The organism is Actinomadura sp. NAK00032, from assembly GCF_013364275.1.
In the GTDB taxonomy this organism is placed as follows: Bacteria; Actinomycetota; Actinomycetes; order Streptosporangiales; family Streptosporangiaceae; genus Spirillospora.
On the sequence record NZ_CP054932.1, the window covers coordinates 8,350,233 to 8,375,822 of the forward strand.

Annotated in this window: 25 protein-coding genes; 11 read left to right on the plus strand and 14 right to left on the minus strand. The window is 71.2% G+C overall.

Features of this window, described 5'->3' with window-relative positions; all coding sequences use genetic code 11:
- Window positions 1-12: 12 nt before the first annotated feature.
- The 4 genes from HUT06_RS38275 to HUT06_RS38290 all read right to left on the minus strand — a co-directional run bounded on the left by HUT06_RS38275 (window position 13) and on the right by HUT06_RS38290 (window position 4,017).
- Window positions 13-1,104, minus strand: coding sequence for a YihY/virulence factor BrkB family protein (locus HUT06_RS38275; RefSeq protein ID WP_176200178.1), 1,092 nt, complete (start codon window positions 1,102-1,104; stop codon window positions 13-15).
- A 119-nt stretch (window positions 1,105-1,223) separates the two neighbouring features.
- Window positions 1,224-1,877, minus strand: a complete 654-nt coding sequence (locus HUT06_RS38280) for a 2'-5' RNA ligase family protein (RefSeq protein ID WP_254715610.1) — start codon at window positions 1,875-1,877, stop codon at window positions 1,224-1,226.
- The gene (trpS, locus tag HUT06_RS38285; protein ID WP_176201888.1) at window positions 1,867-2,940 is read right to left on the minus strand and encodes a tryptophan--tRNA ligase; all 1,074 of its coding nucleotides are present in this window, start codon (window positions 2,938-2,940) and stop codon (window positions 1,867-1,869) included. Before trpS ends, HUT06_RS38280 begins: the two co-directional genes overlap by 11 nt.
- Window positions 2,941-2,958: 18 nt before the next feature.
- Window positions 2,959-4,017: a hemolysin family protein gene (locus HUT06_RS38290; protein ID WP_176200179.1), complete on the minus strand. Its 1,059-nt coding sequence runs from the start codon at window positions 4,015-4,017 to the stop codon at window positions 2,959-2,961.
- 78 nt (window positions 4,018-4,095) lie between these two features.
- Between HUT06_RS38290 and galE the strand changes: the two genes are divergently transcribed.
- On the plus strand, window positions 4,096-5,049 hold the full coding sequence (gene galE, locus HUT06_RS38295) for a UDP-glucose 4-epimerase GalE (RefSeq protein WP_176200180.1): 954 nt from the start codon (window positions 4,096-4,098) through the stop codon (window positions 5,047-5,049).
- A complete protein-coding gene (gene galK, locus HUT06_RS38300; RefSeq protein WP_176200181.1) occupies window positions 5,046-6,194 on the plus strand; it encodes a galactokinase in 1,149 nt (382 codons plus the stop codon). The genes galE and galK overlap by 4 nt, the downstream gene beginning before the upstream one ends.
- Window positions 6,195-6,237: 43 nt before the next feature.
- On the opposite strand, the gene HUT06_RS38305 is transcribed toward galK, so the two are convergent.
- A complete protein-coding gene (locus tag HUT06_RS38305) occupies window positions 6,238-8,889 on the minus strand; it encodes a hypothetical protein (protein ID WP_176200182.1) in 2,652 nt (883 codons plus the stop codon).
- Window positions 8,886-10,649, minus strand: a complete 1,764-nt coding sequence (locus HUT06_RS38310; protein WP_176200183.1) for an HSP90 family protein — start codon at window positions 10,647-10,649, stop codon at window positions 8,886-8,888. The genes HUT06_RS38305 and HUT06_RS38310 overlap by 4 nt, the downstream gene beginning before the upstream one ends.
- 142 nt (window positions 10,650-10,791) lie before the next feature.
- Here HUT06_RS38310 and HUT06_RS38315 point away from each other — a divergent pair, with 142 nt between their 5' ends.
- A complete protein-coding gene (locus HUT06_RS38315) occupies window positions 10,792-11,412 on the plus strand; it encodes a TetR/AcrR family transcriptional regulator (protein WP_176200184.1) in 621 nt (206 codons plus the stop codon).
- A gap of 64 nt (window positions 11,413-11,476) precedes the next feature.
- Here HUT06_RS38315 and HUT06_RS38320 read toward each other — a convergent pair whose 3' ends face one another.
- A complete protein-coding gene (locus tag HUT06_RS38320; RefSeq protein ID WP_176200185.1) occupies window positions 11,477-11,995 on the minus strand; it encodes a hypothetical protein in 519 nt (172 codons plus the stop codon).
- A gap of 158 nt (window positions 11,996-12,153) precedes the next feature.
- On the opposite strand from HUT06_RS38320, the gene HUT06_RS38325 reads away from it, so the two are divergent.
- Both HUT06_RS38325 and HUT06_RS38330 read left to right on the plus strand, forming a co-directional pair.
- Window positions 12,154-13,416, plus strand: coding sequence for an NADH:flavin oxidoreductase/NADH oxidase family protein (locus HUT06_RS38325; RefSeq protein ID WP_176200186.1), 1,263 nt, complete (start codon window positions 12,154-12,156; stop codon window positions 13,414-13,416).
- A gap of 61 nt (window positions 13,417-13,477) precedes the next feature.
- Window positions 13,478-13,999 carry a hypothetical protein gene (locus HUT06_RS38330; protein WP_176200187.1) on the plus strand — a complete coding sequence of 174 codons (522 nt, stop codon included), beginning with the start codon at window positions 13,478-13,480 and terminating at the stop codon, window positions 13,997-13,999.
- 17 nt (window positions 14,000-14,016) lie between these two features.
- On the opposite strand, the gene HUT06_RS38335 is transcribed toward HUT06_RS38330, so the two are convergent.
- Window positions 14,017-14,559, minus strand: a complete 543-nt coding sequence (locus tag HUT06_RS38335) for a hypothetical protein (RefSeq protein WP_176200188.1) — start codon at window positions 14,557-14,559, stop codon at window positions 14,017-14,019.
- Window positions 14,560-14,767: 208 nt separating this feature from the next.
- Between HUT06_RS38335 and HUT06_RS38340 the strand changes: the two genes are divergently transcribed.
- On the plus strand, window positions 14,768-15,313 hold the full coding sequence (locus tag HUT06_RS38340; RefSeq protein WP_176200189.1) for a hypothetical protein: 546 nt from the start codon (window positions 14,768-14,770) through the stop codon (window positions 15,311-15,313).
- Window positions 15,314-15,523: 210 nt separating this feature from the next.
- On the opposite strand, the gene HUT06_RS38345 is transcribed toward HUT06_RS38340, so the two are convergent.
- Together HUT06_RS38345 and HUT06_RS38350 are read right to left on the minus strand one after the other, a co-directional pair.
- Window positions 15,524-16,879 (minus strand): hypothetical protein, encoded by a 1,356-nt coding sequence (locus tag HUT06_RS38345; protein ID WP_176200190.1) that lies wholly within the window; start codon window positions 16,877-16,879, stop codon window positions 15,524-15,526.
- 24 nt (window positions 16,880-16,903) lie between these two features.
- Window positions 16,904-17,362, minus strand: coding sequence for a hypothetical protein (locus HUT06_RS38350; RefSeq protein ID WP_176200191.1), 459 nt, complete (start codon window positions 17,360-17,362; stop codon window positions 16,904-16,906).
- Window positions 17,363-17,570: 208 nt separating this feature from the next.
- On the opposite strand from HUT06_RS38350, the gene HUT06_RS38355 reads away from it, so the two are divergent.
- From HUT06_RS38355 to HUT06_RS38370, 4 genes are all read left to right on the plus strand, one after another.
- Window positions 17,571-18,113, plus strand: a complete 543-nt coding sequence (locus HUT06_RS38355) for an ATP-binding protein (protein WP_176200192.1) — start codon at window positions 17,571-17,573, stop codon at window positions 18,111-18,113.
- A gap of 443 nt (window positions 18,114-18,556) precedes the next feature.
- On the plus strand, window positions 18,557-18,820 hold the full coding sequence (locus tag HUT06_RS38360; protein ID WP_176200193.1) for a hypothetical protein: 264 nt from the start codon (window positions 18,557-18,559) through the stop codon (window positions 18,818-18,820).
- 76 nt (window positions 18,821-18,896) lie between these two features.
- Complete coding sequence (locus HUT06_RS38365; RefSeq protein WP_217711615.1) at window positions 18,897-19,781, plus strand: hypothetical protein; 885 nt, start codon at window positions 18,897-18,899, stop codon at window positions 19,779-19,781.
- Window positions 19,778-20,917 (plus strand): methyltransferase domain-containing protein, encoded by a 1,140-nt coding sequence (locus tag HUT06_RS38370; RefSeq protein ID WP_176200194.1) that lies wholly within the window; start codon window positions 19,778-19,780, stop codon window positions 20,915-20,917. The genes HUT06_RS38365 and HUT06_RS38370 overlap by 4 nt, the downstream gene beginning before the upstream one ends.
- Here the strand turns inward: HUT06_RS38370 and HUT06_RS38375 are convergent.
- From HUT06_RS38375 to HUT06_RS38390, 4 genes are all read right to left on the minus strand, one after another.
- Window positions 20,892-21,392: a DinB family protein gene (locus HUT06_RS38375; RefSeq protein ID WP_176200195.1), complete on the minus strand. Its 501-nt coding sequence runs from the start codon at window positions 21,390-21,392 to the stop codon at window positions 20,892-20,894. The two genes, HUT06_RS38370 and HUT06_RS38375, sit on opposite strands and share 26 nt — an antisense overlap.
- A 107-nt stretch (window positions 21,393-21,499) precedes the next feature.
- On the minus strand, window positions 21,500-22,489 hold the full coding sequence (locus tag HUT06_RS38380; RefSeq protein WP_176200196.1) for a malate dehydrogenase: 990 nt from the start codon (window positions 22,487-22,489) through the stop codon (window positions 21,500-21,502).
- Between the two features lie 225 nt (window positions 22,490-22,714).
- The gene (locus HUT06_RS38385; RefSeq protein ID WP_176200197.1) at window positions 22,715-23,932 is read right to left on the minus strand and encodes an NADP-dependent isocitrate dehydrogenase; all 1,218 of its coding nucleotides are present in this window, start codon (window positions 23,930-23,932) and stop codon (window positions 22,715-22,717) included.
- Between the two features lie 200 nt (window positions 23,933-24,132).
- Window positions 24,133-24,612, minus strand: a complete 480-nt coding sequence (locus HUT06_RS38390; RefSeq protein WP_176200198.1) for a DUF3017 domain-containing protein — start codon at window positions 24,610-24,612, stop codon at window positions 24,133-24,135.
- Window positions 24,613-24,866: 254 nt separating this feature from the next.
- Between HUT06_RS38390 and HUT06_RS38395 the strand changes: the two genes are divergently transcribed.
- Window positions 24,867-25,580: an FHA domain-containing protein gene (locus tag HUT06_RS38395; protein ID WP_245868185.1), complete on the plus strand. Its 714-nt coding sequence runs from the start codon at window positions 24,867-24,869 to the stop codon at window positions 25,578-25,580.
- Window positions 25,581-25,590: the final 10 nt, after the last annotated feature.

Sequence of the window (25,590 nt, forward strand, 5' to 3'; positions counted from 1 at the left end):
GGTTCGAGCAGGTCAGCGGCTCAGGTGCGCCGACGACGCACCCGGCTCCCGCTCCTTGTGCTCCCGGCCCTGTTCCCGTTCCCGTTCCTGGACGGCGTCCGTCCCGGTCTGGTCGTCATCGGTGTCCTCCCCGGCGCGTTCCTGGAGGGCCTCGACCTCGGCCTCGTCGGCGCAGTTCTCCGGGTTCTCGGCGTCGGCGGTCAGGACGACGCGCCGGGTCGCCGTCCACGCGGCGGTGAACAGCGCGAACCGGGACACGATGTTGATCCACACCATCAGCCCGACCAGCACGGCGAACGTGCCGTAGACGGGGTTCTGCGTCGTCCGCCCGATGAGGATCGTCGCGATCTGCTTGAGGACCTCGAAGCCGACCGCGCCGAACAGGGCGCCGCGGATGATCCGCCGCCACGGCGCCCGGGTGCCCGACAGCCGGCTGAACAGCACCAGGAACACCACGGTGTCGAACACGATCGCGCAGGCCACCGACAGCAGCCGCAGCGCCGTCCCGGCGCCGGTGACGTCGTCCAGCCCCATCCAGCCGAGGACGGTGCCGGTGGCCGACGTCGTGACCGTCGTGACCGCCATGCCGCAGACGAGGATCAGGCCGAGGAACACCAGCACGGCGGCGTCCCACAGCTTCTTGAGGAAGAAGTTGCCGCCGCCGCCCGGTTCGTTGCCCCAGATGTCGCGCAGCGACTCGCGCAGCACCTGCACCCAGCCGAGCCCGGTGAACAGCAGCGCGACCAGGCCGAGGATCCCCACGGCGGTCTTCGACTGGGCGATCTGCTCGACCTGGAGCCGGCCCCCGAGGCCGGGCAGCTGCGAGTCGATCGCCCGGACGAAGTACTCGCGCACCTGCTCGCTGACCCCGACGACGTAGCCGAGCAGCGAGTACGCGAGCGCCAGCAGCGGGAAGAACGACAGGAACGCGTAGCAGGTGAGGGCGGCGGCGAGCCGGTCGCCGCGCCGCTCCTGGTAGCGCTCGAACGCGCGGGCCTGGTGGTCGAACCACCGCGATCGGTCGCGCGCGCCGCGCAGCAGGTCCTTTCCCTTACCGAACAGGGACTCGATCCGGCCCTGCACGCTATTGATCACCTGCCGCATGTACGCACCGTACCCACTCCGGGCCGCCCGATACCGCGTACGGTAATCAGCCGTTAAACGCAGCGTTTACGGGCGGGCGCGGAAATCGGGCGTCCGCGAGGCTCGGGCGTTCGCGGGGCTCAGAGGCGGCGGCCGGGGGCGGGGACGACGCCGTCGCCGAAGATGAAGTCGCAGTGGCGGCGCCACACGCCGTCCAGCCCGTGCTCGTAGAGGGAGAACCCCCACACCTCGAAGTCGGCGCCGTAGGCGGCGAGCTCCTTGAACGCGCGGTCCATGACGTCGTCGGGCAGGTGGTGGGCGATCGTCACGTGCGGGTGGTACGGGAACGGCAGCGGGCGGGCCAGCGGACCCGACAGAACCTTCGCCTGGACGCGCTCGCAGCCGCCGATTCCCTCGGCCAGCGCCACGAACACGACCGGGGACACCGGCCGGAACGTTCCGCTGCCGCGCAACCTGATCGGGAAGGGGCGCTCGGTGCGCGCGACCGACAGCAGGTGCCGCTGGATGCCGTCCATCGCGGCCTCGTCCACCTCGGTCGGCGGCAGCAGCGTGATGTGCGTCGGGATCGCGTGCGCGAGCGGGTCGCCGAACGAGGCGCGCCGCGACTGCAGGTAGGAGCCGTGCGGGTCGGGGATCGGGATCGCGACGCCGATCGCGCGGCGGCCCGGCGCCGGCCGGGCGGTCATGCCGCCGGTCATCGTGGTCTCGGCCGCGGAGGGGCCCTCCCCCGGGCCCTCCGCGGCGTCGTCGAGTGCGGCGCGGTCAGCGACCACGTCCCACGAATCCCACCCGTTCGCGCACGGTCTCCATCGTCCGCACGGCGACCTCGGAGGCGCGCTCGGCGCCCTGGGCCAGGAGCCGGTCGAGATGCTCCTCGTCGTCCAGCAGCTTGAGGGTGCGCTCCCGGATCGGCGTGAACGTGTCGAGGACGACCTGCGCGAGATCCTTCTTGAACTGCCCGTACCCGGAGCCGGCGTAGCGGGCCTCCAGGTCGGGGATGGACGTGCCCTCCAGCGCGGAGTAGATCCGCAGCAGGTTGGTCACGCCGGCCTTCTTCTCCTCGTCGTAGACGACCTCGGAGCCGGTGTCGGTGACCGCGCGCATGATCTTCTTGCGCATGGGACCCGGCTCCTCCAGCACGTCGATGATGCCCTGCGGGGAGGACGCCGACTTGCTCATCTTCGCGCCCGGCTCCTGCAGGTCGGTGATCTTCGCGGCGCCCTCGGGAATGTGGGCGTCCGGCAGGACGAACGTCTCCCCGAACCGGTGGTTGAAACGCTGCCCGAGGGTGCGGGTCAGTTCGAGGTGCTGCCGCTGGTCCTCCCCGACGGGGACGCGCAGCGGGCGTTCGGCCGCCGGGTCGGGCGTGTAGAGCAGGATGTCGGCGGCTTGCAGGATCGGGTACGTGAACAGGCCGACGCTCGTCCCGCTGGTGCCCTGCTTGGACGACTTGTCCTTGAACTGGGTCATGCGGCCCGCCTCGCCGAACCCGGTGAGGCAGCTGAGCACCCACGCCAGCTCGGCGTGCTCGGGGACGTGGCTCTGCACGAACACCGCGGAGCGGTCGGGGTCGATGCCCATGGCGAACAGCTGCGCGGCGGCGACCTTCGTGCGGCGGCGCAGCAGCTCCGGGTCGTGCTCGATGGTGATCGCGTGGAGGTCGACCACGCAGTAGAACGCCTCGTGCGTGTCCTGCATGGCGACCCACTGCCGCAGCGCGCCCAGGTAGTTGCCGAGGTGGAACGAGTCGGCGGTGGGCTGGATGCCGGACAGCACCCGCGGCGGGGCCGCGGTGGTTCCGGCGTCGGACGCTTCGGGAGTGGGCGCTTCGGGCATCTGCACGGACCGATTCTCTCAGGTGTCATCGGGAGCGCCGCCGCCGGTCGCCGGCCCGCGGGAGGGGCCGCCGGCGGCGTCGCCGGGCACCGCCCGCGGGGTCGCGGACGGCGTGCCGGGCGGCGCGGGCACGGCCTGCGGCGCCGCGCGCGGCATGACGCGCACGCGGGCCACCCGCCGGCCGTCCATCCGGGCCACCGCGAGGCGGCGGCCCCCGGCCTCCACCGAGTCGCCCTCGGCGGGCACCCGGCGCAGCACCGCCATGATGTGCCCGGCGACCGTCTCGTACGGCCCGTCCGGCAGCCGGATGCCGGTCTCGGCGGCGAAGTCGTCCAGGTTGAGCAGGCCGTCCACCTCGACCACTCCGCCGTGCAGGCGCCGTGCCTGCGCGTCCTGCACATCATATTCGTCGCGGATGTCGCCGATGAGTTCCTCCAGGAGGTCCTCCATCGTGACGATTCCGGCCACCCCGCCGTACTCGTCGGTGACGATCGCCAGGTGGCAGCCCTCCCGGCGCATCTCCGACAGCGCGGGCAGCACCCGCTTGGACGGCGGCAGGAACTTGACCGGACGCACCAGATCACCCACCGGGACGTCCCCGGCGAGCACGTCCCCGGCGGGCGGGTCCATGGCCGGCGCGTCCGCGGTTTCGGGAGTGTCGGGGCCGTCCGGGACGAGCAGGTCGCGGATGTGGACGAACCCGATCACCTCGTCGTGGGAGTCGCGGCAGACGGGGAAGCGCGAGTGCGGGCTGCGCGCGGCGAGCCGGACGGCGGCGGTGAGGGTGAGCTCGGCGTCCAGGAACACCACCTCCGTGCGCGGCACGAGGACCTCGCGCAGCGGCCGCTCGCCCGCCGCGAACACCTCCCCGATCAGGGTGCGCTCGTCGGCGGTGAGCTGGGTGTTCCCGGCCACCAGCGCCCGCATCCGCTCCGCGGTGATCTCCTCGCGCAGGGCGCGCGGGTCGCCGCCCGACAGCCGCACGACGAGATCGGCGGAGCGCGACAGCAGCCAGACCAGGGGGCGGGCGGGCCCTGCGGGCGGCCGCGGGGGCGTCCCGGGCGGCGTCCGGTCCATGCGTTCAGCCTTCCCCGTTCGGGGTTGCGGATAGCCTGGTCTGGCCCCGCCGCCCGAGACTTTTCTGGAGGTTCGTCCGTGAAGCTGCTCGTCACCGGAGGCGCCGGCTATGTCGGCAGCGTCGTCTCCGCACTGCTCCTGGAGGCGGGGCACGAGGTCGTCGTCCTGGACGACCTGTCCACCGGGCACGAGGACGCGGTGCCCGAGGGCGCCCGGCTGGTGCGCGGCACGCTGCGCGACACGGCCGCCGACGTCCTCGCGGGCGCCGGGTTCGAGGCGGTGCTGCACTTCGCCGCCAGGTCGCTGGTCGGCGAGTCGGTGCAGAAGCCCGGCCTGTACTGGGACAAGAACCTCGGCGAGTCGCTGGCGCTGCTGGACGCGATGCGCGTCGCCGGCGTGCCCCGGATCGTGTTCTCCTCCACGGCCGCGACGTACGGGGAGCCGGAGTCGACGCCGATCCTGGAGACCGACCCGACCCGTCCGACCAACCCCTACGGCGCGTCCAAGCTGGCGATCGACACGGTCCTCACCGAGTACGCGCGGCTGCACGGCATCGGCGGGGTGTCGCTGCGGTACTTCAACGTGGCGGGCGCCTACGGGCGGCACGGCGAGCGGCACGCCGTCGAGACCCACCTGATCCCCAACGTGCTGAAGATCGCGCAGGGCGACGGGGACGCGGTGAAGATGTTCGGCGACGACTACCCGACGGCCGACGGCACCTGCGTCCGCGACTACATCCACGTGATCGACCTCGGCCGCGCGCACCTGCTGGCGCTGGAGGCCTGCGAGCCGGGCGCCCACCAGATCTTCAACCTGGGCAGCGGCACCGGCAACTCCGTCCGGGAGGTCGTGGAGGTGTGCCGCGAGGTCACCGGCCGCGAGATCCCGGCCGAGGTCGCGCCGCGCCGCCCGGGCGACCCGGCGGTGCTGATCGCCTCGTCCGACAAGATCCAGGCCCAGCTCGGCTGGAAGCCCGAGCGGGACCTGCGGACGATGGTCGACGACGCGTGGACCTTCCTGCGGTCCCGATGACCGAGGGTTTGGCGGCGGCGTTCGGCGAGGCGTTCGGGCGGGCGCCGGACGGCGTGTGGCGCGCCCCGGGCCGGGTCAACCTGATCGGCGAGCACACCGACTACAACGACGGCTTCGTGCTGCCGTTCGCGCTGTCGCGCGGGGTGTCGGTGGCGGCGGCGCGGCGCGACGACGGCGTGGTCGAGGTGCGGTCTCGGCAGGCGCCCGCCGCCGTGACCGCCCCGGTGGACGGCCCGCCGGTCGTCTCCGAGGACTGGCCCGCCGACCATGCGTGGGCCGCGTACCCCGTCGGCGTGGCGCGGGTGCTGCGCGAGCACGGGACGGGCGGCGCGTCCCTGCTGATCGACTCCGACCTCCCGCAGGGCGCGGGGCTGTCGTCGTCGGCCGCGCTGGAGTGCGCGACGGCGCTGGCCCTGTGCGACCTGCACGGCGTCGCGATCGACCGCCCGGCGCTGGCACGGCTCGCGCAGCGCGCCGAGAACGAGCAGGTCGGCGTGCCGTGCGGGCTGATGGACCAGTCGGCGTCGCTGCTGTGCACGGCCGGGCACGCGCTGATGCTCGACTGCCGCAGCGGGCTGTCGTCGCAGGTCCCGTTCGACCCGGCGGCCGCCGGGCTGACGCTGCTGGTCGTCGACACGCGCGCCTCGCACGCCCTGACCGGCGGCGAGTACGGCCGCCGCCGCGCCGAATGCGAGGAGGCCGCGTCGCTGCTGGGCGTGGACGCGCTGCGCGACGTCAAGGACCTCGCCGCCGCGCTGGGCTCGCTGAAGGACCCGGTGCTGCGGCGCCGCGTCCAGCACGTCGTCACCGAGAACCACCGCGTCGAGGCCACCGTCGGCCTGCTGCGGGCCGGGGCGCTGCCGGAGTTCGGCGCGATGCTGAACGCCTCCCACCTGTCGCTGCGCGACCAGTTCGAGGTGTCGTGGCCGGAGGCCGACGCCACCGTGGACGCGGCCCTGCGGGCGGGCGCCCGCGGCGGGCGCATGATCGGCGGCGGCTTCGGCGGCTCCGTCATCGTGCTGGCCCCCGCCGCCCGCGCGGAGCGGGTCGGCGAGGCCGTCACGGCGGCCTACGAGAAGCGCGGCTGGACACCGCCGCGCTTCCTGGAGGCCGTTCCCTCGGACGGAGCGCGACGGGTCGGCTGAGCGCCGGCCGAACCGGTTGAGCGTCAGCCGAGCCGGTTGAGCGTCAGCCGAGTGCCTCCTTGATGTCCTCCAGGAGGCGGGCGGCGTCCTGGGCGGGCTCGGTCTGGTCGATGGCGGTGAAGCCGTCCACGGCGGCGGTCGCGTGCCCGGCGGCCTCGTCCAGGCGTCCCAGGCGGGCCAGGACGCGGGCCTGCTCGAAGGAGGTCAGGGCGGTCTCCCAGACGCGGGCGGGCTCGTTGTCCGGGGGCAGGTCCGCGAGGGCGGCGCGGGCCGTCTCCATGGCGGTCGCCGCCTGCTCCCCCTCGCCGCTCCACATAAGGCACATCGCGGCACGGCGGCGCGTGCGGACCACCCCGTAGGGGTCGCCGGCCTTCTCGTAGGCCTCGGCGGCCTGCGCGTACCGTTCGGCGGCCTGCGCGTCGATGTCGAGGTTCGTCAGGACGTCGGCGGCCTCGTTCAGGAAGTGCGCGACGGCGTCGTGCTGGCCCTCCCGCGCGGCCTCCTCGGCGAGGCCGGTGAACAGGGCGGCGGCGTCCTCCTCGCCGAGCTGCTTCTGCGCGTGCGCGAGGATGAGCCGGCAGCGGCGCGCGTTGTCGTCGTCGAGGTTCGGCAGCGCCTCCTCGGCGGCCTCGGCGGCCTCCAGGGCGCGGTCCGTGGACAGGTAGGCGGCGGCCAGGTCGACCCGCAGCTGGACGGCCTGCGGGTGCAGCCCCTCGGCCGTCCAGCCCGCGATGGCCTCCACCAGGTCGGCGGCGGCGTCGGCGGCGCGGTCGGCGCCCAGGTGCGCGAGGCCGCGCTCGGTGTAGGCGGCGGCGCGCATCGGCGACGGCTCGCGCAGCGTGCCGATCACCTCGTCGAGCAGGGCGAACGCCTCGTCGTCGGGGCCGTCCTCCCGGCGGGCCAGGGTCCGCGCGAGCAGCAGCGCGGGCGAGGCGATGTGCTCGGGGTCGCTGGACTCGCGCGCCGCCTCCAGGGAGCGCCGCAGCGCCGTGACGGCCTCGTCGCCCCGGTCGGTGAACAGCAGCGCCTGCCCGCGCAGGAACCAGAGCTCGCCCACATGGTCGCCGTTCGCCTCGACCCCATCGAGCACGGCGAGCGCCTCGTCAGGACGATCGGCCTTGATGTGCGCGGTCGCGAGGCGCAGCAGCGCGGGCCCGGCGTCGCCGTCCTCCCCCGGGTTCGCGGTGAAGTGCTCGGCGGAGGCGACGACCTGCTCCATCCCGCCCTCGTCGCCGAGTTCGAGGCGGATCATGCCGAGCCGGCCGAGCGTGCGGTGCCGGCGCGTCTCGTCGCCCAGTTCGCCGAACAGCCGGGCCGCCTCCGCCCAGCACCCGGCCGCGTTCTCCCCGTCCCCGGCGACGGCGTGCTCGACGCCCCGCGCGTCCAGCCGGCGGGCCTTCTGCAGCGGCGTCGGCTCGGCGTTCTCGGCGACGTCGTCGAACCGCCGCCACGCCGCCCGCATCCCGGACATGTCGCTCTTCTTACGGTGCCGGTCGGCGATGTCGAGCAGCTCGTCGAGATCGGTCACGGCCGCGAGATCGTCCCTCCCGGCCTCCTCCGGCTGGACGGGCGCCGGCGCCGCGGCGGGACGACGGTGATGGGCGGCCAGCGGCACGAAGTCACCGACCGGCTCGGCGGCCAGCGTGCCGCGCACCTTGTCGCCCTGGCGGGACGTGCCGTTGCGGGCGTCGAACCGGGCCGCCAGCTCCGTCGCGCGGCCCGCCAGCTCGGCGCGCAGCTCGTCCAGCGCCACGTCGGCGGCGGGCCGCCCGTCGGCGGCCGGGCGCCGGACCGTCGCCGCGCCGTGCCCGGCGGCGGCCAGCCGGCCGAGCAGCAGGGCCGCGGCGGCGGAGAACTCCATGTCGGCGTGCGTGCTCGGCGCGCGGTCCAGCCAGCCGAGATGCCGCTGCAGGATCTCCAGGCCGCGCGCCTCGTTGCCGGTGACCGCGCAGAACTCCAGATGCTCGGCGATGTCGCTGAGGTCGGCGAGCCGCGCCCGGTGCACCCGGTAGGCGCGGCGGTGCGCGTCGGCGGCCTGTTCGGGACGGCCCATCCGCAGGTAGACGGGCATCAGCGCGGTCTGGATCGACTGCGGCTGCTCGTTGCAGTTCAGCTGCGCGCTCAGCACCGGCGCGGCGACCTCGAACGCCTCCTCGTGCCGGCCCGCCTCGATCAGGTGCCGGGCCATGCCGGTGGGGTCGCAGCCCTCGCAGTCCGACAGATCGTCGCGCTCGGCGGCGCGCCACTTCACGTACCACTCGTCGGCCGTACCGTCACCGACGTGCCGGGCCACCACGTTGCGGTAGTGGTACACCGCCTGGAGGCTGTGCCCACCCGCCTTGTAGCGGCGCTCCATGTCGTCCAGCACGGCGTAGGTGCGGTCTAGCGGGATCTCAGGGAAGAGCGTGAGCGAACTGACGATCGCCTTGATCTGCCAGAGCAGCCCATGGGTGTCGTCGAACCGGCCCGGGTCGCGGTCGTGTTCGGCCAGCGTCCGGCTGAAGGTCGCGAACGCCTTCGCGGGCTCGCCCCCGTACCGGTAGGCGTCGGTCAGCCGGACCCTCACGTGGAAGGCCAGCACGTCGTCGCCGGCCGCCTCCGCACGGCGCAACGCGTCCTCGACCAGCACGGTGCGGGCCTCCCCGTAGGGCAGCTCCTGCGACCGCGCCATCAGCGCGTAGACGTCATCTGTCATTCGGGGGCCTCCGGGGAGTGGACGGCCCACTCCAGCAGGCCGATGAAGGAACGGTTCAGCACCGCCGTGTCGGCGGGCCGCAGCGGATGGTGGCCGAGCAGCAGCGCCTGCCCGTACAGGGCTTGGACGGCCAGCTCGACCGGCCCTCCGTCGCCCAGTGAAGTGACCCGCCGCGCCAGCGGGTTGCGGTAGTTCAGGACCAGTTGCGGACGCTCGACGCCGGCGGAGGCGTTGACGGCGCCGAGGACGTCCGCCCACAGCTCGCCGGCCTCCTCCTTCGCCCGCGTCAACTCCTCGCGGAACTGCGCGTCCCGGCTGGTCAGGTACAGCGCGGGCAGCGACGCGGGGTCGAAGTCGCGGACCACCACCTCGCACCCGAGCCGCTCGACCGCCCGCTGCGCCGCCGCGAGGAACGGCCGCAGCGCCAACTCGGCGTCCGGATCGAGCACGCCGAACGTCGTCGTCAGCTCGGCCGCGTCCAGCCGGGCCAGCCGGATGTCGGGATCGAGGTCGGGCAGCCGCTCGATGATCTCCGTATCGTGCACGTAGCCGCCGTTGACGAGCCCGATCCCCTGCGCGCCCGCGACCGCCGACAGCCGCCGGAACTCGTCCACGCTCGCGGTGAACCGCCCGTCCGGATGGCGGCGGCGGAACTCGTGCAGCGTCATCGGCCCGGCGGAGGTCTCGTAGTCGAGCCAGCGGTCGACGATCCGCAGCATGTCGTCGTCATGCAGCGCCATCGCCTTCACACCGAGCTGATGCAGCCGCAGGAACGCGCGCAGCCGCCCCGGATCGGTCTCGGACAGCTTCACCAGCCACTGCCGAAGCACATCCCCGAGCCCAAGGCGCGTCGACTCGAGAAGCTCGTCCTCGTACAGGGCCTCACGGCTGGCGGTAGGCCGCAGCTCACCGGCATCCACGACACACCGCGCGAAGAACGCCCACTCGGGCAGCAGCCCCTCGACGTTCTCGGCGAGCAGCATGCGCTTCAGATAGACCCGATGCGAGGCCCGCGCAGTGGGCGACACCGGCGCAGGCAAGATGAACGCGACACCCGTCAGTCCCGCCTCAGGCACGTCCAGATCGACGACATCGAACGGCGTGAACCCGTAAAGCTCCTCGCAGTACGCCTCCAGCGCCCGCCGCCGCCCGGCCGGATCCCGGTAGGCGGCCCGCCACGGCGGCTCCCCGGTGACCTCGGCACCGTCGACGACCAGCTCGACGGGCAGCAGGGACCCGTACGTCCGCGCCAGCTCGGCCACGACCTCCGGACTGAGCAGCTCCCCCGCCCCCGGCCGCGCCCGCAGGGTGACGGTCGTCCCCGGCTCGTCCCGCTTCCCGGCCTCGACCCGGTAGCTGCCCTCGGACCGTCCCGTCCAGCGGACCGCGTCCCCGCCCTTGGCGGACCGCGTCACGACCTCGATCTCGTCCGCGACGAGAAAGGCGGACAGAAGCCCGATGCCGAACTGCCCCAGGAAGTCATGCCGCGCGAACCCGAGCTCGTCCCGCTTGGACGACCGCCCGATCGTCGCAAGAAGCGTATGCACCTCGTCCTCGGTGAGCCCGACCCCGTCATCGTGGACCTTGAGCGTCCCGCCCCCGGTCTCGATCTCAACCCGCCCGCCGGCCCCCCGCGCGGTGATCGCGTCCACCGCGTTCTGCAGCAGTTCCCGCAGGTAGACGCGCGGACTCGCGTAGAGGTGGCGGCTCAGCAGATCCACCACGCCCCGCAGATCGACCTGGAATGCCTGCTCCGCCACCGTCCGCCTCCCCGATCACTTTCCGAGCGGATCACACCCTAGCGAGCGATACCGACGCCTTCAGATCATTTGCGACCGCCACCGTGCGAGCCGTTGACAGGTAGTTGCTGGTGGAGGACGACCAGCGGGACAATCAGGCCCTATGCCAGCATCATCGACCCCGTCCAGGACGGATCTGCGCGAGACGCTCCTGCGCGCCGCCGAGCAGGCGATCGACGAGCACGGCATCGGTCCGGTCGGCATGCGGACGATCGCCCGGCGAGTCGGCGTCTCGCACCAGGCGCCCGGACATCACTTCGGCGACCGCCGCGGGCTGTTCACGGCACTCGCCGCGAAGGGCTTCCGCACGCTGGCGAGGCGGATGCGCTCGGCGCGCCGGCGGATTCCCGGCGATGCGACCCCCGCCGAGCGCGTCGCCACGCTCGGCATCGGCTACATGGTCTTCGCCCAGCAGCACCCCGCGCTGTTCGTGGTGATGTACCGGCCCGAGTTGCTCAATGCCGACGACGCGGAGCTCGCCGAGGCACGCGAGAGCGCGTTCGGGATCCTCCTCAACGAGATCAACGACGCGCGAGCGACGGGCTGGGGCAGGAACCACTCGGCGACCGCGCTGGCGCTGACGTGCTGGTCGACCGTCCACGGTGCCGTGATGCTCTGGCGCGACGGCACCCTGGACACCTTCTTCCCCGACCTCGGCGGCGTCGAGGCGGCGGCCCGGTTGGTGACCGAGACGCTCAACAACGCCCTAGCCGCCGAGGCGTGACGACAGGGCGGCACTCCAGGGAGCGCCGCCCGTCGCCCGTCCTACCGGGCCCGCGCCGGTTGAATCACCAGTGGAAGCCGGCGCCCGGGAAGGTGACCTCCAGGGCCGTTTCCGAATCTGGTGCGCACGGGGCCTTCAGGGTCTCTCCCAGGGTGACCGTGCCCGTCGCCGACAGCGTGTCGGCGCCGTTGGGGATCGACCCGGCCACCGGCCCCCGGTAACGGCACTCCCCGCCGAGTACGTTGCCGATCACGATCGAGATCATGCCGGTCACCGCACCCTTCTTGATCCGGAAGTGGATCGGCTCGTCGTATCTCGCTGTACTGATGACGCCGACGCAGGAGGCGTCGAACCCTCGGACCTGCACATTCGCTCCATGCCTCGTGCGATGTGCCGTCGCGGTCAGCTTCGCCAGGGTGCAGGTGGACGGTCCGACGCCGGAGTCCCCGGTGAAACTGCCGCTGCCTTCGGACGTGCTGTAGTGGTGGGGCCGCGAGACCGACGCGGACGCGGCGTGCGCCGGCATGGCGAAGGCCGCCAGCGCGGCGGCGGCCGGGATGGCGCCCTGCTTGAGGATCTTCATCGAGAACCTTTCGCGGATCGTCCGACTCGACAGTGCGGCAGGCCCTGCACGTCGCTTGACGATGTCAAGCACCACTTGACGGTGTCAAGCGATGTCGGCTACGAATCTCTGCAGTGGAGCCGGGCTACGCGGCACGGCGCCTGCCGCAAGGAGAGACCATGACCTTCCCCCCGACCGGCGGCGCCGCGGGCCTGGGCACTCCCCTGGCCATGCGCTCGGGTCCGCCCCTGCCCAACCGGTTGCTGAAGTCGGCGTTGAGCGAGGGCCTGGCCGAGCCCGGCGGCGCGCCCGGCACCCGCCTCACCACCCTGTACCGCAGATGGGGCGACGGCGGATACGGCCTGCTCATCACCGGGAACGTCATGGTCGACCGGCGGCACATGAGCGAGCCCGGCCAGGTCATCGTCGAGGACGACCGCCACCTGGCCGCACTGACCCGGTGGGCCGGGAGCTACCACGAACGCGGCGGGCCGATCTGGGTCCAGCTCAACCACCCGGGCCGCCAGGCCAACCGGCGGGCCGGACGGCACCGCCCGGTCGCGCCCAGCGAGATCACCGCCCGCGTTCCCGGCGCGGCCAAGCCCCGCGCCCTCACCGACCCGGAGATCCGCGAGATCATCTCGCGGTTCGCCACCGCCGCGGCCGTCGCCGAGGCCGCCGGATTCGACGGGGCGCAGATCCACGGCGCCCACGGCTACCTCGTCACCCAGTTCCTGTCCCCGAGGACCAACCGGCGCGACGACGCCTGGGGCGGCGATCCCGAACGCCGCCGCGCCTTCGTGGTCGAGATCGTGCGCGCCGTCCGCGCGAGCGTCGGCCCCGGCTTCCGCGTCGGCATCAAGCTCAACTCCGCCGACTTCCAGCGCGGCGGATTCAGCGAACAGGAGTCCCGCGAGGTCGTCGGCGCCCTGGTCGGCGAGGGCATCGACCTCATCGAGATCAGCGGCGGATCCTACGAGGCCCCCGCCATGATGGGCGTGCAGGCCGAGTCCACTCGCGCACGCGAGGCCTACTTCCTGGACTACGCCCGGACCGTCCGCGAGATCGCCGGCCAAGTGCCGATCGCCGTCACCGGCGGCTTCCGGAGCCGTCCCGCGATGGACCGGGCCCTCGCCGACCACGACTGCGACATCATCGGCATCGGACGGCCCGCCTGCCTCACGCCCGACGCCCCCAGGGCCCTGCTCGAACGCGGCCGGCAACGGCTGCACGCCCCGACCATCCAGGTCGGCGCCCGCGGCCTGATCGGACGCCTCACCGACCTCCGGTCCGTGGACAGCGCGCTGAACCTGCTCTGGTACGCCGACCAGCTCCATCGCATCGCGGCAGGGCTCGACCCCGATCCCACACGCCCGTGGTGGCGCACCCTCAACTCAGTGATCCGCACGGGCCCGGGCGCACTCCGCCCCAAGCGGAACTGAACACTCTCGATCACCCCGGACTATGCTCGGTCGTCCACCCGGACGGACGGGGAGGCGGACGATGAGCTCCCCAGCGGCCGACCGACGCCATTTCCTGATGACCGGGGACGGGTTCGTCGACTGGCGGGGGACCGAGTTCGCGGTCATCGAACGTCCGCAGTGGTCCCTGCGCGGCATGTTCCGGCGCTCCGACCAGGAGGTACGGGTCCTGTCCCCCGACGGGTCCCTGCTGTTCCAGATGCCGCGGCAGCGGACGCGCGACATCGATGCCCTCCTGATCGAGGGCGGTTCCGGCGCACCGGTCGCGACCTTGCGGCGCACCGGCCGGGAGGCCCTGGCCGGGAACCTGTTCGAGGCCGCCGATGCCCAAGGCGCGTCCTTCGGCACCGTCCGGGGCAACGACCTCTACACCGAATTCGAGGTCATGGACCCACGGCAGATGTCCGTCGGGCACATCTCGGCGCGCGGTGGACTGACGACGATCCGGTGCCCGGACGACGGCGAACGCTGGCGGTACCTCCTCATGGGCCTGGCGATGGCCGCCGAGGTCGCCGCCGAACTCCAGGCCCAGCGCACCCCGTGACCTGACGCCGCCGTCCGTCAGCGGGGGCGGGGCTCCTGCGCCCAGGCGCCCGTCCCGGTCTCCTCGACGAACCGCCGGAGCCGCCACAGGTCCGCCAGGGCGAGGGTGCCGAAGCCGTCGTCGCCCTTGACCACCGCGAGGAGGAGGCGGCCCGGAACCTCCTCCATGCTCCGGATCAGCTTCGGCGGTTCGTAGGCCCCGTCCCTGCTGTAGCTCAGCTTCAGGGTCACCGCCCCGCCGTCCCCCGGGTCGACGATCTCGAACCGCCGGAACCGCTCCGCCGGGAGGACCTGCTCGGCCCCCTTGTTCTTCGTCGCGACCAGGCCCCGAGCGTCGATGTACGCGAGGTACGAGGCCCCGCGCAGGTACTGGACGGCGATCAGCAGGATCAGCGCGGCGAGCAGGACCGCGAGGGCGGCGAGCACGAAGCGCCAACCGTTGTCCAGCGCCACCGCCCCCCACGTGCAGAGGGCGCACAGGAACGCCAGCATGGCGAGCAGCCCCGGTGCGTCCTGCCTCGGGTCGCGGAGGACGACCTTGAAATCGCCGGGAGCGGACATCAGTCGGCCAGGCTAGCGGTTTCACTCCCCTCCGCCCAGGGTGCGCCCACATGTCAGCGATCAGCGGGTCACACCCCCAGTGACCCGATACCGGCGATCTTCAGGCTGTTCGCCGCCGGTACGCTGTTCGCCCCGCACCGCATCGGCCGGAGGACGCATGGGAGCCCGCTCTTCCGCGCCGCGGCGCGCGGCCCCGACACTCGGCATCATGGTGCTCGGCCTTGCGCCGTCCTCCACCGCCTACCTCTGGTGGAGCGTGACCGCGGCGGTGCTGCTCGGCCTCGCGGCCTGCATCGGCTCCGTCGTCGCGCTCGCGATCCTGTACGAGTCGGCGCGGCCGTTCCGGTTCAAGGGCGTTTGGTTGTGCCTCGGCACGTTCGCGCTGATCGCGCTCTACTTCGTCGGCCCCCTCACCGTCCGGGACGTCACTCTGGAACTGACCGGAACCGAGACCGACGCCGTCGTGGCGAAAGCCTGGACGACGCACAACGGCAAGCAAAGGCACAAGGAGCAGCACCACTGCACGCTGATGCTCCCCGATGGAACCCCGCTCACCCGAGAGTTCGGGTCGAACTGCGCCGGCCACGACCCCGGCGACACCATCCCGATCGTCTACACCCCGGGGAGCCGCTTCCCAGCGGTCAACGGCCCCAAAACAGACATGCACACGGTCGGAGAAGTCCAGGTAACGGGAACCGCCGCCCTCATCCTCCTCATCGCAACCGCCCTCGGAAGCCGCCCCAAGCACGACTGACGCCCGCCAGACCAGGCGCAGAGCAAAGGCCGATGCCTACTTGTGGATCTCGCGAATACTTGGCGCCCTGGTCCCCGCAAACCGCCCCGGGCGCGGGTAGGCATGTCCAAGACGATCGAGTTCACAGATCGGATGATCCATCGATCAGGTGCCTGCCGTCGTGGTGACGCACGATCTCCCATCGATGACCACCTGATCAAGGTCCCTCGTCTAGATACCGACCAGCGCCGTATGGATGTGGTCATCGAGATCCGCCACGAAGGACTCTCGCCGCCACGCGCGCAACTCCAGACGCGCACGCCGCAACCGTTGAGCCGCCACTCGGCCCCGGGTTGCCGCAATGAGGTCGACGCACTCGTGCAGCAATTCGGCCGCAGACTGCGGAGCCCCCGCGCCGGACGTGTGCAGCCGCGCGACCGCATGGTCAGTCAGGACGATCGCACGTTGGACGCTCTCACGTGACTGTTTGAGGGTCTCGGCTGACTCGGCCAGCCGGCGTTCAGCGCCCTCTGCCTCACCCAGAAAAATTCCGCAGACGCCCTCGAAACCGCGCAGCCGCCCCTTACTGAACGAGCCCGCCATGGGATCGTCGGCCGTGTCACCGTCAAGGTCGTGCCAGGCCAGATGCAGGGCCACCTCCGCATCGCGCCGTCGCACAGGCTCTCCCCGCACGGCCATCTCGGCCTGTAGCGCGTGCGCCCGCGCTCGCATGAGACGGCTTTCGCCACGGAGCGCATCCTGAACGGCGCCGTCTGCGATGCGCCGCGCGCGTCTGACATCGCCGGTGGAGTAGTAGACGACCATCGTCTGGCTGGAGCGGATCAGCGCCCGCTCCGACGGATCCGTTCCAGCCGCGACTTCGACCGCTTGGGCATACATGTTCAGCGCGGCCACATCATCATGGGTCTCGAACGCCAGACGGGCGGCCAATCCGAAGGTGCATGCGGCGACCGACCGCAGCCGAGAACTGAGCTGCGCAGGATGATCGCCGAGCAGCAGATGCCGACATGCCTCAACGGCGGCCGCCTGAGCCAAATAAAGGCGCATGAACGGTACTGTGCCGATCCGCCGGTCGACTGACCGGGTCGACTCGGCCAGTGCGTCAAGTAGGGAGAGGCTCAGGGACTCCGGCCGGGCGAGGACGCCAGCCAGTTCGTCATGCACCGGCGCGCCGAGAAAGGCCAGCAAGTGCGTGCCCGTGTCAGTGACGGCGGCGCTGACCGTGCCCGCGATCTCCTCGAGCCGCTCGGGGATCGTCCCCATCAAGGCGAGCGTGTCCAGCAATTCTCGGAAGTCTGAGCCGGGCCCGAGGGCCACCGATCCGGTGGACGTACGAGCGTAGGTGTGCGCGAGGAGCAACTGGTACTGCTCGTCCGGGACACTGGCGGCCGACTCCCAGCGGCCGATCGTACGCCGGATGCTGCTCAACTGCGCGGCGCCGATGCGCTTGATACGAAGCGTCCGAGCATGGAAACGCAATTGTGTGGCCAATTCGGTCCACGACCAGCCTCTCACGGTGCGCAGCTTGCGCAGTGAGCGCGCCCCGGCTTTGCGCTGCCCGTCCATTCCCCAAGTACACCATTGCGAACCTCACACAGGCAGGACCAATCGCGGTTTGTCATGGTTTGCCGCATAGTCGAGGGTGTACCAGGTACCGCTGGTGTTCGTGCCTCGGCGCGGGAAACCTATGACAAAACCACTGCGGTCGACCATCCAGCGGTTGCGAGCGAAGTAGCCCGCTCTCTCTAGCGGCCCGCCAAGTTCGATCAGCCCGGCAAGACGGCCCGATTTCCGGACGGCCGCGATCGCATCACGGGCGTCAGCCGGCTGATCGGCGACCTTGGCCGGGACGGCGACCATGAGTTCGGCCTCGGTCTCATCAGCCAGCCAGAGCAGGGCAAGTGAGTCGATGCCGGAGGCCCCGCCAAGGTGGAAGCGGACGCCGGGCAGCGCGAACGGGCCGACATATTCCTCGAATATCGCCCGATACTCGACAATGGCGCGGTGCGCCGTCGAGCGCGTGCCAGTGATCGTCACGGCCTGTGGCATGCCCGTCCCAATGTCACCAGATGCCATCTCCCTTCGCCCCCGCAAGCCCGGTTCACTCGGTCGCATGGAAGGACTCACAAGCTTGCCACGTGCGGGGAGTCATGGGACTGGGTGCAGTCCTCCGTCCCAAGAGACAGAGAAGCGCGGCCCAGGACTGCGCTGCAACACCGCTCCCCGAGGCATTAGCCCGACGATGGAGGTCGGACCCATGGGAGATGTTACGGGCAAGCCGCTGGAGGAGTTGGCGGTCCAACTCGGGCAGCGCGGGTGCCGGGCGGAGGTGCGCCGGGGGACGTTCGACGTCACTTTTCGGGCGGCTCCGACGGTTCCGGCGCGGGTGCGGTCGCTGGTGGAGCTGCGACTTGCGGAGGCGGGGCTGGCCCGGATCAGCGATGACCTGACGCTGATCGCCAGTGAGCTCGTTGCGAACGCGGTGCAGTACGCGCCGGAACCGGAGATCCGGGTGCGGCTCACGCGCGAGCCCGGCGCGGTAGTGCTGGCCGTGTGGGACTCCTCGGACACCGAGCCCACGCCCAAGCGCACGTTGGAACCGACCTCTGAGGACGTGGCCCCCGACGCCGAGGCGCTTGACCTGGGACACGACGCCGGAACGGGTGGACGTGGGTTGCCAATCGTCGCGGCCATGTGTGAGTCCTGTGGGGTTACGCCGACCGAGCCGCGTGGGAAGTGGGTGTGGGCACGGTACGCCACGGCCACGGTTCCGTCCGCGCGCGCGTCTTCACCGAGGTAGGGCCATGGTGGACGGCACGGAGCTTGCGCGGTGGGCTGAGGGCAACCATCCCGGCTGGACCGTTGTGTGGGGTGCGTACAACCGGGAGTTCACCGCTTGGACGTTGTGGAGCGGCGAATTGCTCGTGGTGGCCGCTCCGGACACCCATTCGCTGTCCATCGCCGTCCGCAACGCCGAGCAGCGTGCCATCGAAACCATGGCGCGCACGTCCGTCGGCACCCGGCGAAGCGGGCCTTTGCCCAGCCTGCCGTCACTTGGACTCCACGGCCTCGGGACACCTGGTCACCCTCCTCCGAAGCCCCCTGCGGAGGAGGGTCCCCCGGGACAGGACGTCCCGGGGCCGTGGTCTGTACCGGCCCGACTCGAACTGGTCGCGGCCGTCCGCACATAGGGCTCCAAGAGCCACCGAACGGCGGCCGAAGCGCCGCCAGGAAGGGCAGTCGATGACTCCACAGACTCTCGACCTCGTGACGCACTCGCCGGACGGGGAGTCGCGCGGGCTGGCGTTCCGGGTCGGGGACATCTTTCCCATGGACCCGGCGCTCGACCAATCGTCGCAACTGGACGCCGTCGCGACCGAGGCCCGTCCGTGGGGACTGCGATTCCTGGTCGTGCCGCGCGCGGGCAAGCACGACAAGGGCACGTCCGAGTACACCACCGGCTGCCAGGGCGACACCCAGCGTCCCGAAGACAAGGGGACGGACTGACAAATGTCGGTGCTGATGCTGGCGCGCGACGGCGACAAGGTCGCCGAACGGGTCGCCGAGGAGTCGCGGAACCAGCGTGGCGCAGGTGAACCCGTCGAGCTTCCCCGTTCGGCTTCCGATGGGTGCCTGTCTACACGGTTCGGGCTCCTGGACCGGACACCTCCGTGACCGGGACGGCCTTGACGTCGAACTCGTCGGCATCAGCGCTGTCTGGCAGCGTGGCGCCACTCCGTTCGTGATGGACGAACGCATGTCGTCCCCCGAACGCGCATTCGCCTACGGGGAGGCCAGGCGCGGGTTTGGAGGCGTACTGACCGCGCTCGGAAACTGCCTGTGGGTCAACGACCCGGTGGCGGCGGCGCGCGCCGAGTACAAACCGTTCCAGCTCGCCGAGGCGGCGCGGGTCGGGCTGGCGGTACCCGAGACGCTCATCACCTCAGATGCGCGGACGGCCTACGACTGGGCGAGGGAACTCGGGCGTCCGATCGTGTACAAGCCCATGGACGGGGTCGTCCATGCCGACGAGGGGCGTGTGCGCCTCCTCTACACCGCCCCCGTCACCGACCGGGAGAGCCTCCTCGATCCGGCGTTCGGACGTACTGCTCAAATGCTCCAGGAACGCGTACAAAAGGCGTTCGAAGCGCGCGTGACCGTGGTCGGCACCGAGGTGTTCGCGGTCCGGATCGACGCCAAAAGCAGTGCGGCCCAGGAGGACTGGCGGGCAGACTACGACGGCCTGGCGTACAGCATCATCCATCTGCCGTTCGAGCTTCGGGCCAAGCTGCTGCGGCTGATGGCGCGGCTCGGATTGGTGTACGGGGCGTTCGACCTGATTCATGACGTCTCGGGCCGGTGGGTGTTCCTGGAGGTGAACCAGCGCGGCGAGTTCGGATGGATCGCCGACGTGACCGGTCTCGGGATCTATTCGGCCATGGCCGATCTCTTGGAGAAGGGCTCATGAACAACACTGAGGAACTGGGCGCTTCGCTCGGCGTCGGCGGGAAGTGGCTGGAGGCAATGCGGGCCGTCCCCCGCGAGCTCTTCGTCCCGGACATCGGCCTGGCCTGCCCCGAAGGCGGTACCGGCTACCCGATCGACCGCCGGGCTCGTCCTGAAGAGTGGTTGGGTGCCGTGTACTCCGACACTGCGATCATCACCCAGCGCGAAGACGGCAAGGGCGACCCGCTGAAGGTCTCGGACGGATTGGCGTCCAGCTCGATCTCCGCGCCTGGCATCGCTTTCCAATGCCTGGAGCTGCTCGCCCCGCGCGACCATGATCGCGTCCTAGAAATCGGTACGGGCACCGGCTACACAGCCGCCGTCCTGTCAGCACGTGTCGGCGACAAGAACGTCACCACCGTGGAAGTGGACGCCGAGATCGCAAGGCAGGCCGCAGCCAACCTCGCAGAAGCCGAGTTCGCACCGACTCTCGTCGTGGGAGATGGCCGGGCCGGGTTTCCAGGCAACGCGCCATACGACCGCGTGCACGTGACCGCGGCCGTTGCCGAGGTCCCCTTCACCTGGGTCGAGCAGACTCGGCCCGGCGGCGTCATCGTGGCGCCGTGGCAGCCCCTTCGCAGCCACGGTCTGCTCACGCGGCTGACCACGACCCGCGACGGTGCGTACGGGCGGTTCCACGGGCCCGCCGGGTACATGATGTTGCGTTCCCATCGCGCTGAGCTGGTCTGGCGGTTCCGCGACGAGGACGACGCCGACGTGACGGCGACCACGTTGGATCCCCGTACCGTCTTCGCGGCCGGGCCGGGTCTCCAACTCGCCACCGTGGCGCTGGCGCCTGGCCTGGCGTACTGGGAGAAGCACTTCGACGACGGGTCCTTCTCACTGCTGCTGTTCGTGGTCGGCGACCCGGAAGGGCCGTGGGCCGCCTGCGACTGGGAGCCCGGACACGACCACTACGCAGTCACTCAGTACGGCGAACGACGGCTGTGGGACGAGTTGGAGGACGCCTTCGAGTGGTGGGTCCGGCATGGCGAGCCCGGCGTTGACCGGTTCGGGCTGACGGTCGCGCCTGAAGGCGACAGGCTGTGGCTGGACGAGCCAAGTCGCCTGATCAGCGACCGGTGCTGCCGTCTATGAGTTCGCGGAGGATGTCGGCGTGGCCTGCGTGGCGGCCGGTTTCCTCGATCATGTGGGTCAGTGCCCAGCGGAGGGTGGGAGCGGGGCGTCCCGGACGGGGGCGAGGGACCGGGGCGGCCATGTCGGTGCAGCCGTCGAGCAGTTCGTTCGCACGGTCGACCGTCTCTCGGTAGCGGCCGACGACGTCCGACACGGTGTCCGCCGGTGCCGCCTTGAAGGTCGCCTGCCAGTTGGTGACGTCCTCTCCCAGGAACAGCGAGGCTTCGACGGACGTCAGGTGGTTGAGCAGGCCGAGCAGGTTCGTGCCGGACGGCACCATGGCCGTTCGCGCCTGCGGTTCGGGGGCACCTTCGACCTTCGCGGCGATCGAGGTCCGGAGGTAGTCGAGGAATCCGCGCAGGACCTCCGCCTCGCTGTTTCCCGTGCGGGGCGGCGGGTTGTCGCGGCGGCGCTTGCGGCCGGTCGTGGTGGGCATGCGTCCAGCCTCGCCAGTTCGGCGCGGTCGGGCACGAAGGTTTGCTGTTCCGGCAAACGCGGACGAGCCCCGGGCCGCTGCGGTCCGGGGCTCGTTCGGAAGACAGGTCAGATCAGGCCGAGCTTGCGGACGGCGTCGCGCTCCTCCGACAGCTCGTTGACGGAGGCGTCGATCCGGGCGCGCGAGAAGTCGTCGATCTCCAGGCCCTGGACGATCTCCCACTTGCCGTCCTTGGTGGTGACCGGGAAGGACGAGATGAGGCCCTCCGAGACGCCGTAGGAGCCGTCCGACACGACCGCCATGGACGTCCAGTCGCCCTCGGCGGTGCCGTTCACCCAGGTGTGGACGTGGTCGATCGCGGCGGACGCGGCGGAGGCGGCCGAGGATGCGCCGCGCGCCTCGATGATCGCGGCGCCGCGCTTGGCGACGGTCGGGATGAAGTCGTTCTCCAGCCAGGCCTGGTCGTTGAGCGTCGCGGCGGCGTTCTTGCCGGCGATCTCGGCGTGGAAGATGTCCGGGTACTGGGTGGCGGAGTGGTTGCCCCAGATCGTCATCTTCTTGATGTCGGCGACGGACACGCCGGCCTTCTTGGAGAGCTGGGCGAGCGCGCGGTTGTGGTCGAGGCGCGTCATCGCGGTGAAGCGCTCGGCGGGGACGTCCGGGGCGTGCGACTGCGCGATCAGGGCGTTGGTGTTGGCCGGGTTGCCGACCACCAGGACCTTCACGTCGTCGGCGGCGCCCGCGTTGATGGCCTCGCCCTGCGGCTTGAAGATGCCGCCGTTGGCCTCCAGCAGGTCGCCGCGCTCCATGCCCTTCGTGCGGGGGCGGGCGCCGACGAGCAGGGCCACGTTCGTGCCCTCGAAGGCCTTGGTGGCGTCGTCGAAGATGTCGATGCCGGACAGCAGCGGGAACGCGCAGTCGTCCAGCTCCATCGCGGTGCCCTCGGCGGCCTTCACCGCCTGCGGGATCTCCAGCAGGCGCAGGCGTACGGGGACGTCCGCGCCGAGGAGGTGCCCGGACGCGATGCGGAACAGCAGCGCGTAGCCGATCTGGCCCGCGGCGCCGGTAACGGTGACGGTGACTGGGGTGCGCGTCATTGTCCTTCTTCTCCTGCAGTGACCTGACGGGGCTCAGGCGGCCATCCTTCGTACCCGACCGCCGAAGAGCCGCGCCGCCGCGGTTTCTCTCGCCGTCGAGATAGTTCCGGCCTCAGGCTATCGCGCGTCCCCTACCCGCCGGCGCGCAGGTGCACCCACCGGCATGCCGCGCACGCGAAAGGCCGCCCCGGACAAGCCCGGGACGGCCTTCGAGGACGAGCGGCGTCAGCTGTTGATCTTCTTCTGGAGGTTGGTGTCGAGGGCCTCCAGGAAGCCCTGGGTCGTCAGCCACGGGGTCTCGCCGCCGACCAGCAGGGCCAAGTCCTTGGTCATCTGGCCGGACTCGACGGTCTCGACGCAGACCGCCTCCAGCTTGCGGGCGAAGTCGATGACCTCGGGCTGACCGTCGAGCTTGCCGCGGTGCTCGAGGCCGCGGGTCCAGGCGAAGATGGACGCGATCGGGTTGGTCGACGTCGGCTTGCCCTGCTGGTGCTGGCGGTAGTGCCGGGTCACCGTGCCGTGCGCGGCCTCGGCCTCGACGGTCTTGCCGTCCGGGGTCATGAGGACGGACGTCATGAGGCCGAGGGAGCCGAAGCCCTGGGCGAGGGTGTCGGACTGGACGTCGCCGTCGTAGTTCTTGGCGGCCCAGACGAACCCGCCCTCCCACTTGAGCGCCGCGGCGACCATGTCGTCGATGAGGCGGTGCTCGTAGGTGAGGCCCTTGGACTCGAACTCGGCCTTGAACTCGGTCTCGTAGATCTCCTGGAAGAGGTCCTTGAACCGGCCGTCGTAGGCCTTGAGGATCGTGTTCTTCGTGGACATGTACAGCGGCATCTCGCGGTTGAGCGCGTACCGCATGCTCGTCCGGGCGAAGTCGCGGATCGAGTCGTCGTAGTTGTACATGCCCATGGCGACGCCGCCGCCGGGGAAGTCCGCGATCTCGAACTCCATGGGCTCGCCCTCGTCGGACGGGGTGTAGGTGATCGTCACCTTGCCCGGGCCGGGGACGACGAAGTCGGTGGCCTTGTACTGGTCGCCGTGGGCGTGGCGGCCGATGATGATCGGCTTGGTCCAGCCGGGCACCAGGCGCGGGATGTTGGAGACCACGATCGGCTCGCGGAAGATCACGCCGCCCAGGATGTTACGGATCGTCCCGTTCGGGGACCGCCACATCTTCTTCAGGCCGAACTCCTCGACGCGCGCCTCGTCGGGGGTGATGGTGGCGCACTTGACGCCGACGCCGTGCTCCTTGATGGCGTTCGCGGCGTCGATGGTGACCTGGTCGTCCGTGGCGTCACGGTGCTCGATCCCCAGGTCGTAGTACTTCAGGTCCACATCGAGGTAGGGCAGGATCAGCTGGTCCTTGATGAATTTCCAGATGATCCGCGTCATTTCGTCGCCGTCGAGTTCGACGACCGGGCCCGTTACTTTGATCTTGGGCATGCTGTTGCTGTCCCTTTCCTACACCTGGCCAGCTGGCGAGGCCTTCCCATCCTCGGCGGGCATGGCGGTGTCTCGGGCCGCCGGGATCGCCGGGCGAAAAGGACTCAAGTCCTTGTAAGGCTCAACTGGCTAGGCTAGCCGAGCCGGTCATGCGGTCTAGACCTGACCCGGCTCGGCCGCCCTCCACCTGGGAGGACGCGTCAGGACGGCGGTCCGTTCCCGGGCGGGGCGCCCGCGGGCGGGGCGCCGCCGGGCGGGCCGGACGCGGCGCGGCGGCCGGCGATCAGCAGGCGCAGGCCGCGGGCGGCGGCGGTGAGCGCGATCACGATGCCGAACGCGCCCGCGAGGGAGAGGCCGGTCTTGTTCATCGGCGGGACGCTCAGCGAGACGAACGCCACCATCTCCCCCATGATCACGAGCGTCCAGCAGTCGACGGAGCGGCTGCGGACGGCGAGCGGGCCGAGCTGCGACTCGGGCAGCAGCAGCCGGGCGAGGGCGCCGATGAGCAGGGCGGCGGCCATCAGCCCGGAGCCCTTGCGGAAGTAGTTGAAGGCGCACAGCGTCAGGCCCGCGCCGACCCCGCTGAGCACGAGCAGGTACGGCAGCTGCGCCAGCCAGTGCGGCGCGGCGCCCCCGCGGCGCGGCGCGCGCCGCCGGCGCCGGTGCACCTGAGTGCTCATGGCCCTCACGGTATCGCCGATCGCGCCGTGGGACGACTCCGCGCGGGCGAGACCGGGCTGGAACGGTCCGTCTTGTCGTCCGAAGCCGGGAAAAGGGGTGGGACGAATGGTGCCCGGGTGATGCCCGAGAGGCCGGAATCCCTTGCGCCATCGGTGCTACTCGCCAGTAGGAGGGTGTGACGGCACGGCGCCCGGGTAACCCGGCAGACAGGGGTCGCTAACTAGCTGGGAGGACTGCCGTGGAGGGGCCGTTCATGCGGATCGAGGACAGCGGGCTGGTGATGCCGCTGCGCCCCGACGTTACGACGGTCGGGAGAGGGAGAGGAGTCGACGTACGCCTCGACGACCCGAGTGTGTCCCGTTTGCACGCAGAAATCGTCCGACGCGGTCCGTACGTCTACGTGGTGGACATGGGCCTGTCCCGCAACGGGACGCGCGTCAACGGCCGGCCGATCGCCCGCCGTGTGCTGGAGGACGGTGACGTCGTGAGCTTCGGCACGGCGCGCTGCCGGTTGGGGGGCATCCCCCGTGAGGAGGTCGACCCGGACGTCGAACTGCGGCGCGCCGTCGCGCCCGAGCTCACCCGCCGCGAGGTCGACGTGCTGACCTCGCTGTGCCGACCCGCCCTGTCCGACGAGGCGTTCGTGGCCCCCGCCACGGCGCGCGACATCGCCGGCGAGCTGGTCGTCACGGAGGCGGCCGTCAAGCAGCACCTGCTGCGCCTCTACCAGAAGTTCCGCATCCCCGAGGGCGCCAACCGGCGCACGCGGCTCGCCAACGAGGTCATCGCGATGGGCCTCGTCCGCCCGCTGCCGCCGGTGCACGTCCCCCACCAGGGGCGCCCTCCGATGGACGGCCGGGTCCCCGGGGTCCGGGCCACCGGGGAGACGCGGCGGCCGGGCGCGCCGGGGCACGGCCACGGGCCGGGCCGTCCGGCGCCCAGCACGGCGGGACGGAGGGCCAGTTGAGCTGAGCCCG

What these genes read in the sequence shown, in the direction of transcription:
- HUT06_RS38275 (WP_176200178.1), bottom strand. Translation starts at nt 1,104, where the DNA reads ATGCGGCAGGTGATCAATAGCGTGCAGGGCCGGATCGAGTCCCTGTTC.
- trpS (WP_176201888.1), bottom strand. Translation starts at nt 2,940, where the DNA reads ATGCCCGAAGCGCCCACTCCCGAAGCGTCCGACGCCGGAACCACCGCG.
- HUT06_RS38290 (WP_176200179.1), bottom strand. Translation starts at nt 4,017, where the DNA reads ATGGACCGGACGCCGCCCGGGACGCCCCCGCGGCCGCCCGCAGGGCCC.
- galK (WP_176200181.1), top strand. Translation starts at nt 5,046, where the DNA reads ATGACCGAGGGTTTGGCGGCGGCGTTCGGCGAGGCGTTCGGGCGGGCG.
- HUT06_RS38305 (WP_176200182.1), bottom strand. Translation starts at nt 8,889, where the DNA reads ATGACAGATGACGTCTACGCGCTGATGGCGCGGTCGCAGGAGCTGCCC.
- HUT06_RS38315 (WP_176200184.1), top strand. Translation starts at nt 10,792, where the DNA reads ATGCCAGCATCATCGACCCCGTCCAGGACGGATCTGCGCGAGACGCTC.
- HUT06_RS38320 (WP_176200185.1), bottom strand. Translation starts at nt 11,995, where the DNA reads ATGAAGATCCTCAAGCAGGGCGCCATCCCGGCCGCCGCCGCGCTGGCG.
- HUT06_RS38325 (WP_176200186.1), top strand. Translation starts at nt 12,154, where the DNA reads ATGACCTTCCCCCCGACCGGCGGCGCCGCGGGCCTGGGCACTCCCCTG.
- HUT06_RS38330 (WP_176200187.1), top strand. Translation starts at nt 13,478, where the DNA reads ATGAGCTCCCCAGCGGCCGACCGACGCCATTTCCTGATGACCGGGGAC.
- HUT06_RS38335 (WP_176200188.1), bottom strand. Translation starts at nt 14,559, where the DNA reads ATGTCCGCTCCCGGCGATTTCAAGGTCGTCCTCCGCGACCCGAGGCAG.
- HUT06_RS38340 (WP_176200189.1), top strand. Translation starts at nt 14,768, where the DNA reads ATGGTGCTCGGCCTTGCGCCGTCCTCCACCGCCTACCTCTGGTGGAGC.
- HUT06_RS38345 (WP_176200190.1), bottom strand. Translation starts at nt 16,879, where the DNA reads ATGGACGGGCAGCGCAAAGCCGGGGCGCGCTCACTGCGCAAGCTGCGC.
- HUT06_RS38350 (WP_176200191.1), bottom strand. Translation starts at nt 17,362, where the DNA reads ATGCCACAGGCCGTGACGATCACTGGCACGCGCTCGACGGCGCACCGC.
- HUT06_RS38355 (WP_176200192.1), top strand. Translation starts at nt 17,571, where the DNA reads ATGGGAGATGTTACGGGCAAGCCGCTGGAGGAGTTGGCGGTCCAACTC.
- HUT06_RS38360 (WP_176200193.1), top strand. Translation starts at nt 18,557, where the DNA reads ATGACTCCACAGACTCTCGACCTCGTGACGCACTCGCCGGACGGGGAG.
- HUT06_RS38370 (WP_176200194.1), top strand. Translation starts at nt 19,778, where the DNA reads ATGAACAACACTGAGGAACTGGGCGCTTCGCTCGGCGTCGGCGGGAAG.
- HUT06_RS38375 (WP_176200195.1), bottom strand. Translation starts at nt 21,392, where the DNA reads ATGCCCACCACGACCGGCCGCAAGCGCCGCCGCGACAACCCGCCGCCC.
- HUT06_RS38380 (WP_176200196.1), bottom strand. Translation starts at nt 22,489, where the DNA reads ATGACGCGCACCCCAGTCACCGTCACCGTTACCGGCGCCGCGGGCCAG.
- HUT06_RS38385 (WP_176200197.1), bottom strand. Translation starts at nt 23,932, where the DNA reads ATGCCCAAGATCAAAGTAACGGGCCCGGTCGTCGAACTCGACGGCGAC.
- HUT06_RS38390 (WP_176200198.1), bottom strand. Translation starts at nt 24,612, where the DNA reads ATGAGCACTCAGGTGCACCGGCGCCGGCGGCGCGCGCCGCGCCGCGGG.
- HUT06_RS38395 (WP_245868185.1), top strand. Translation starts at nt 24,867, where the DNA reads ATGCGGATCGAGGACAGCGGGCTGGTGATGCCGCTGCGCCCCGACGTT.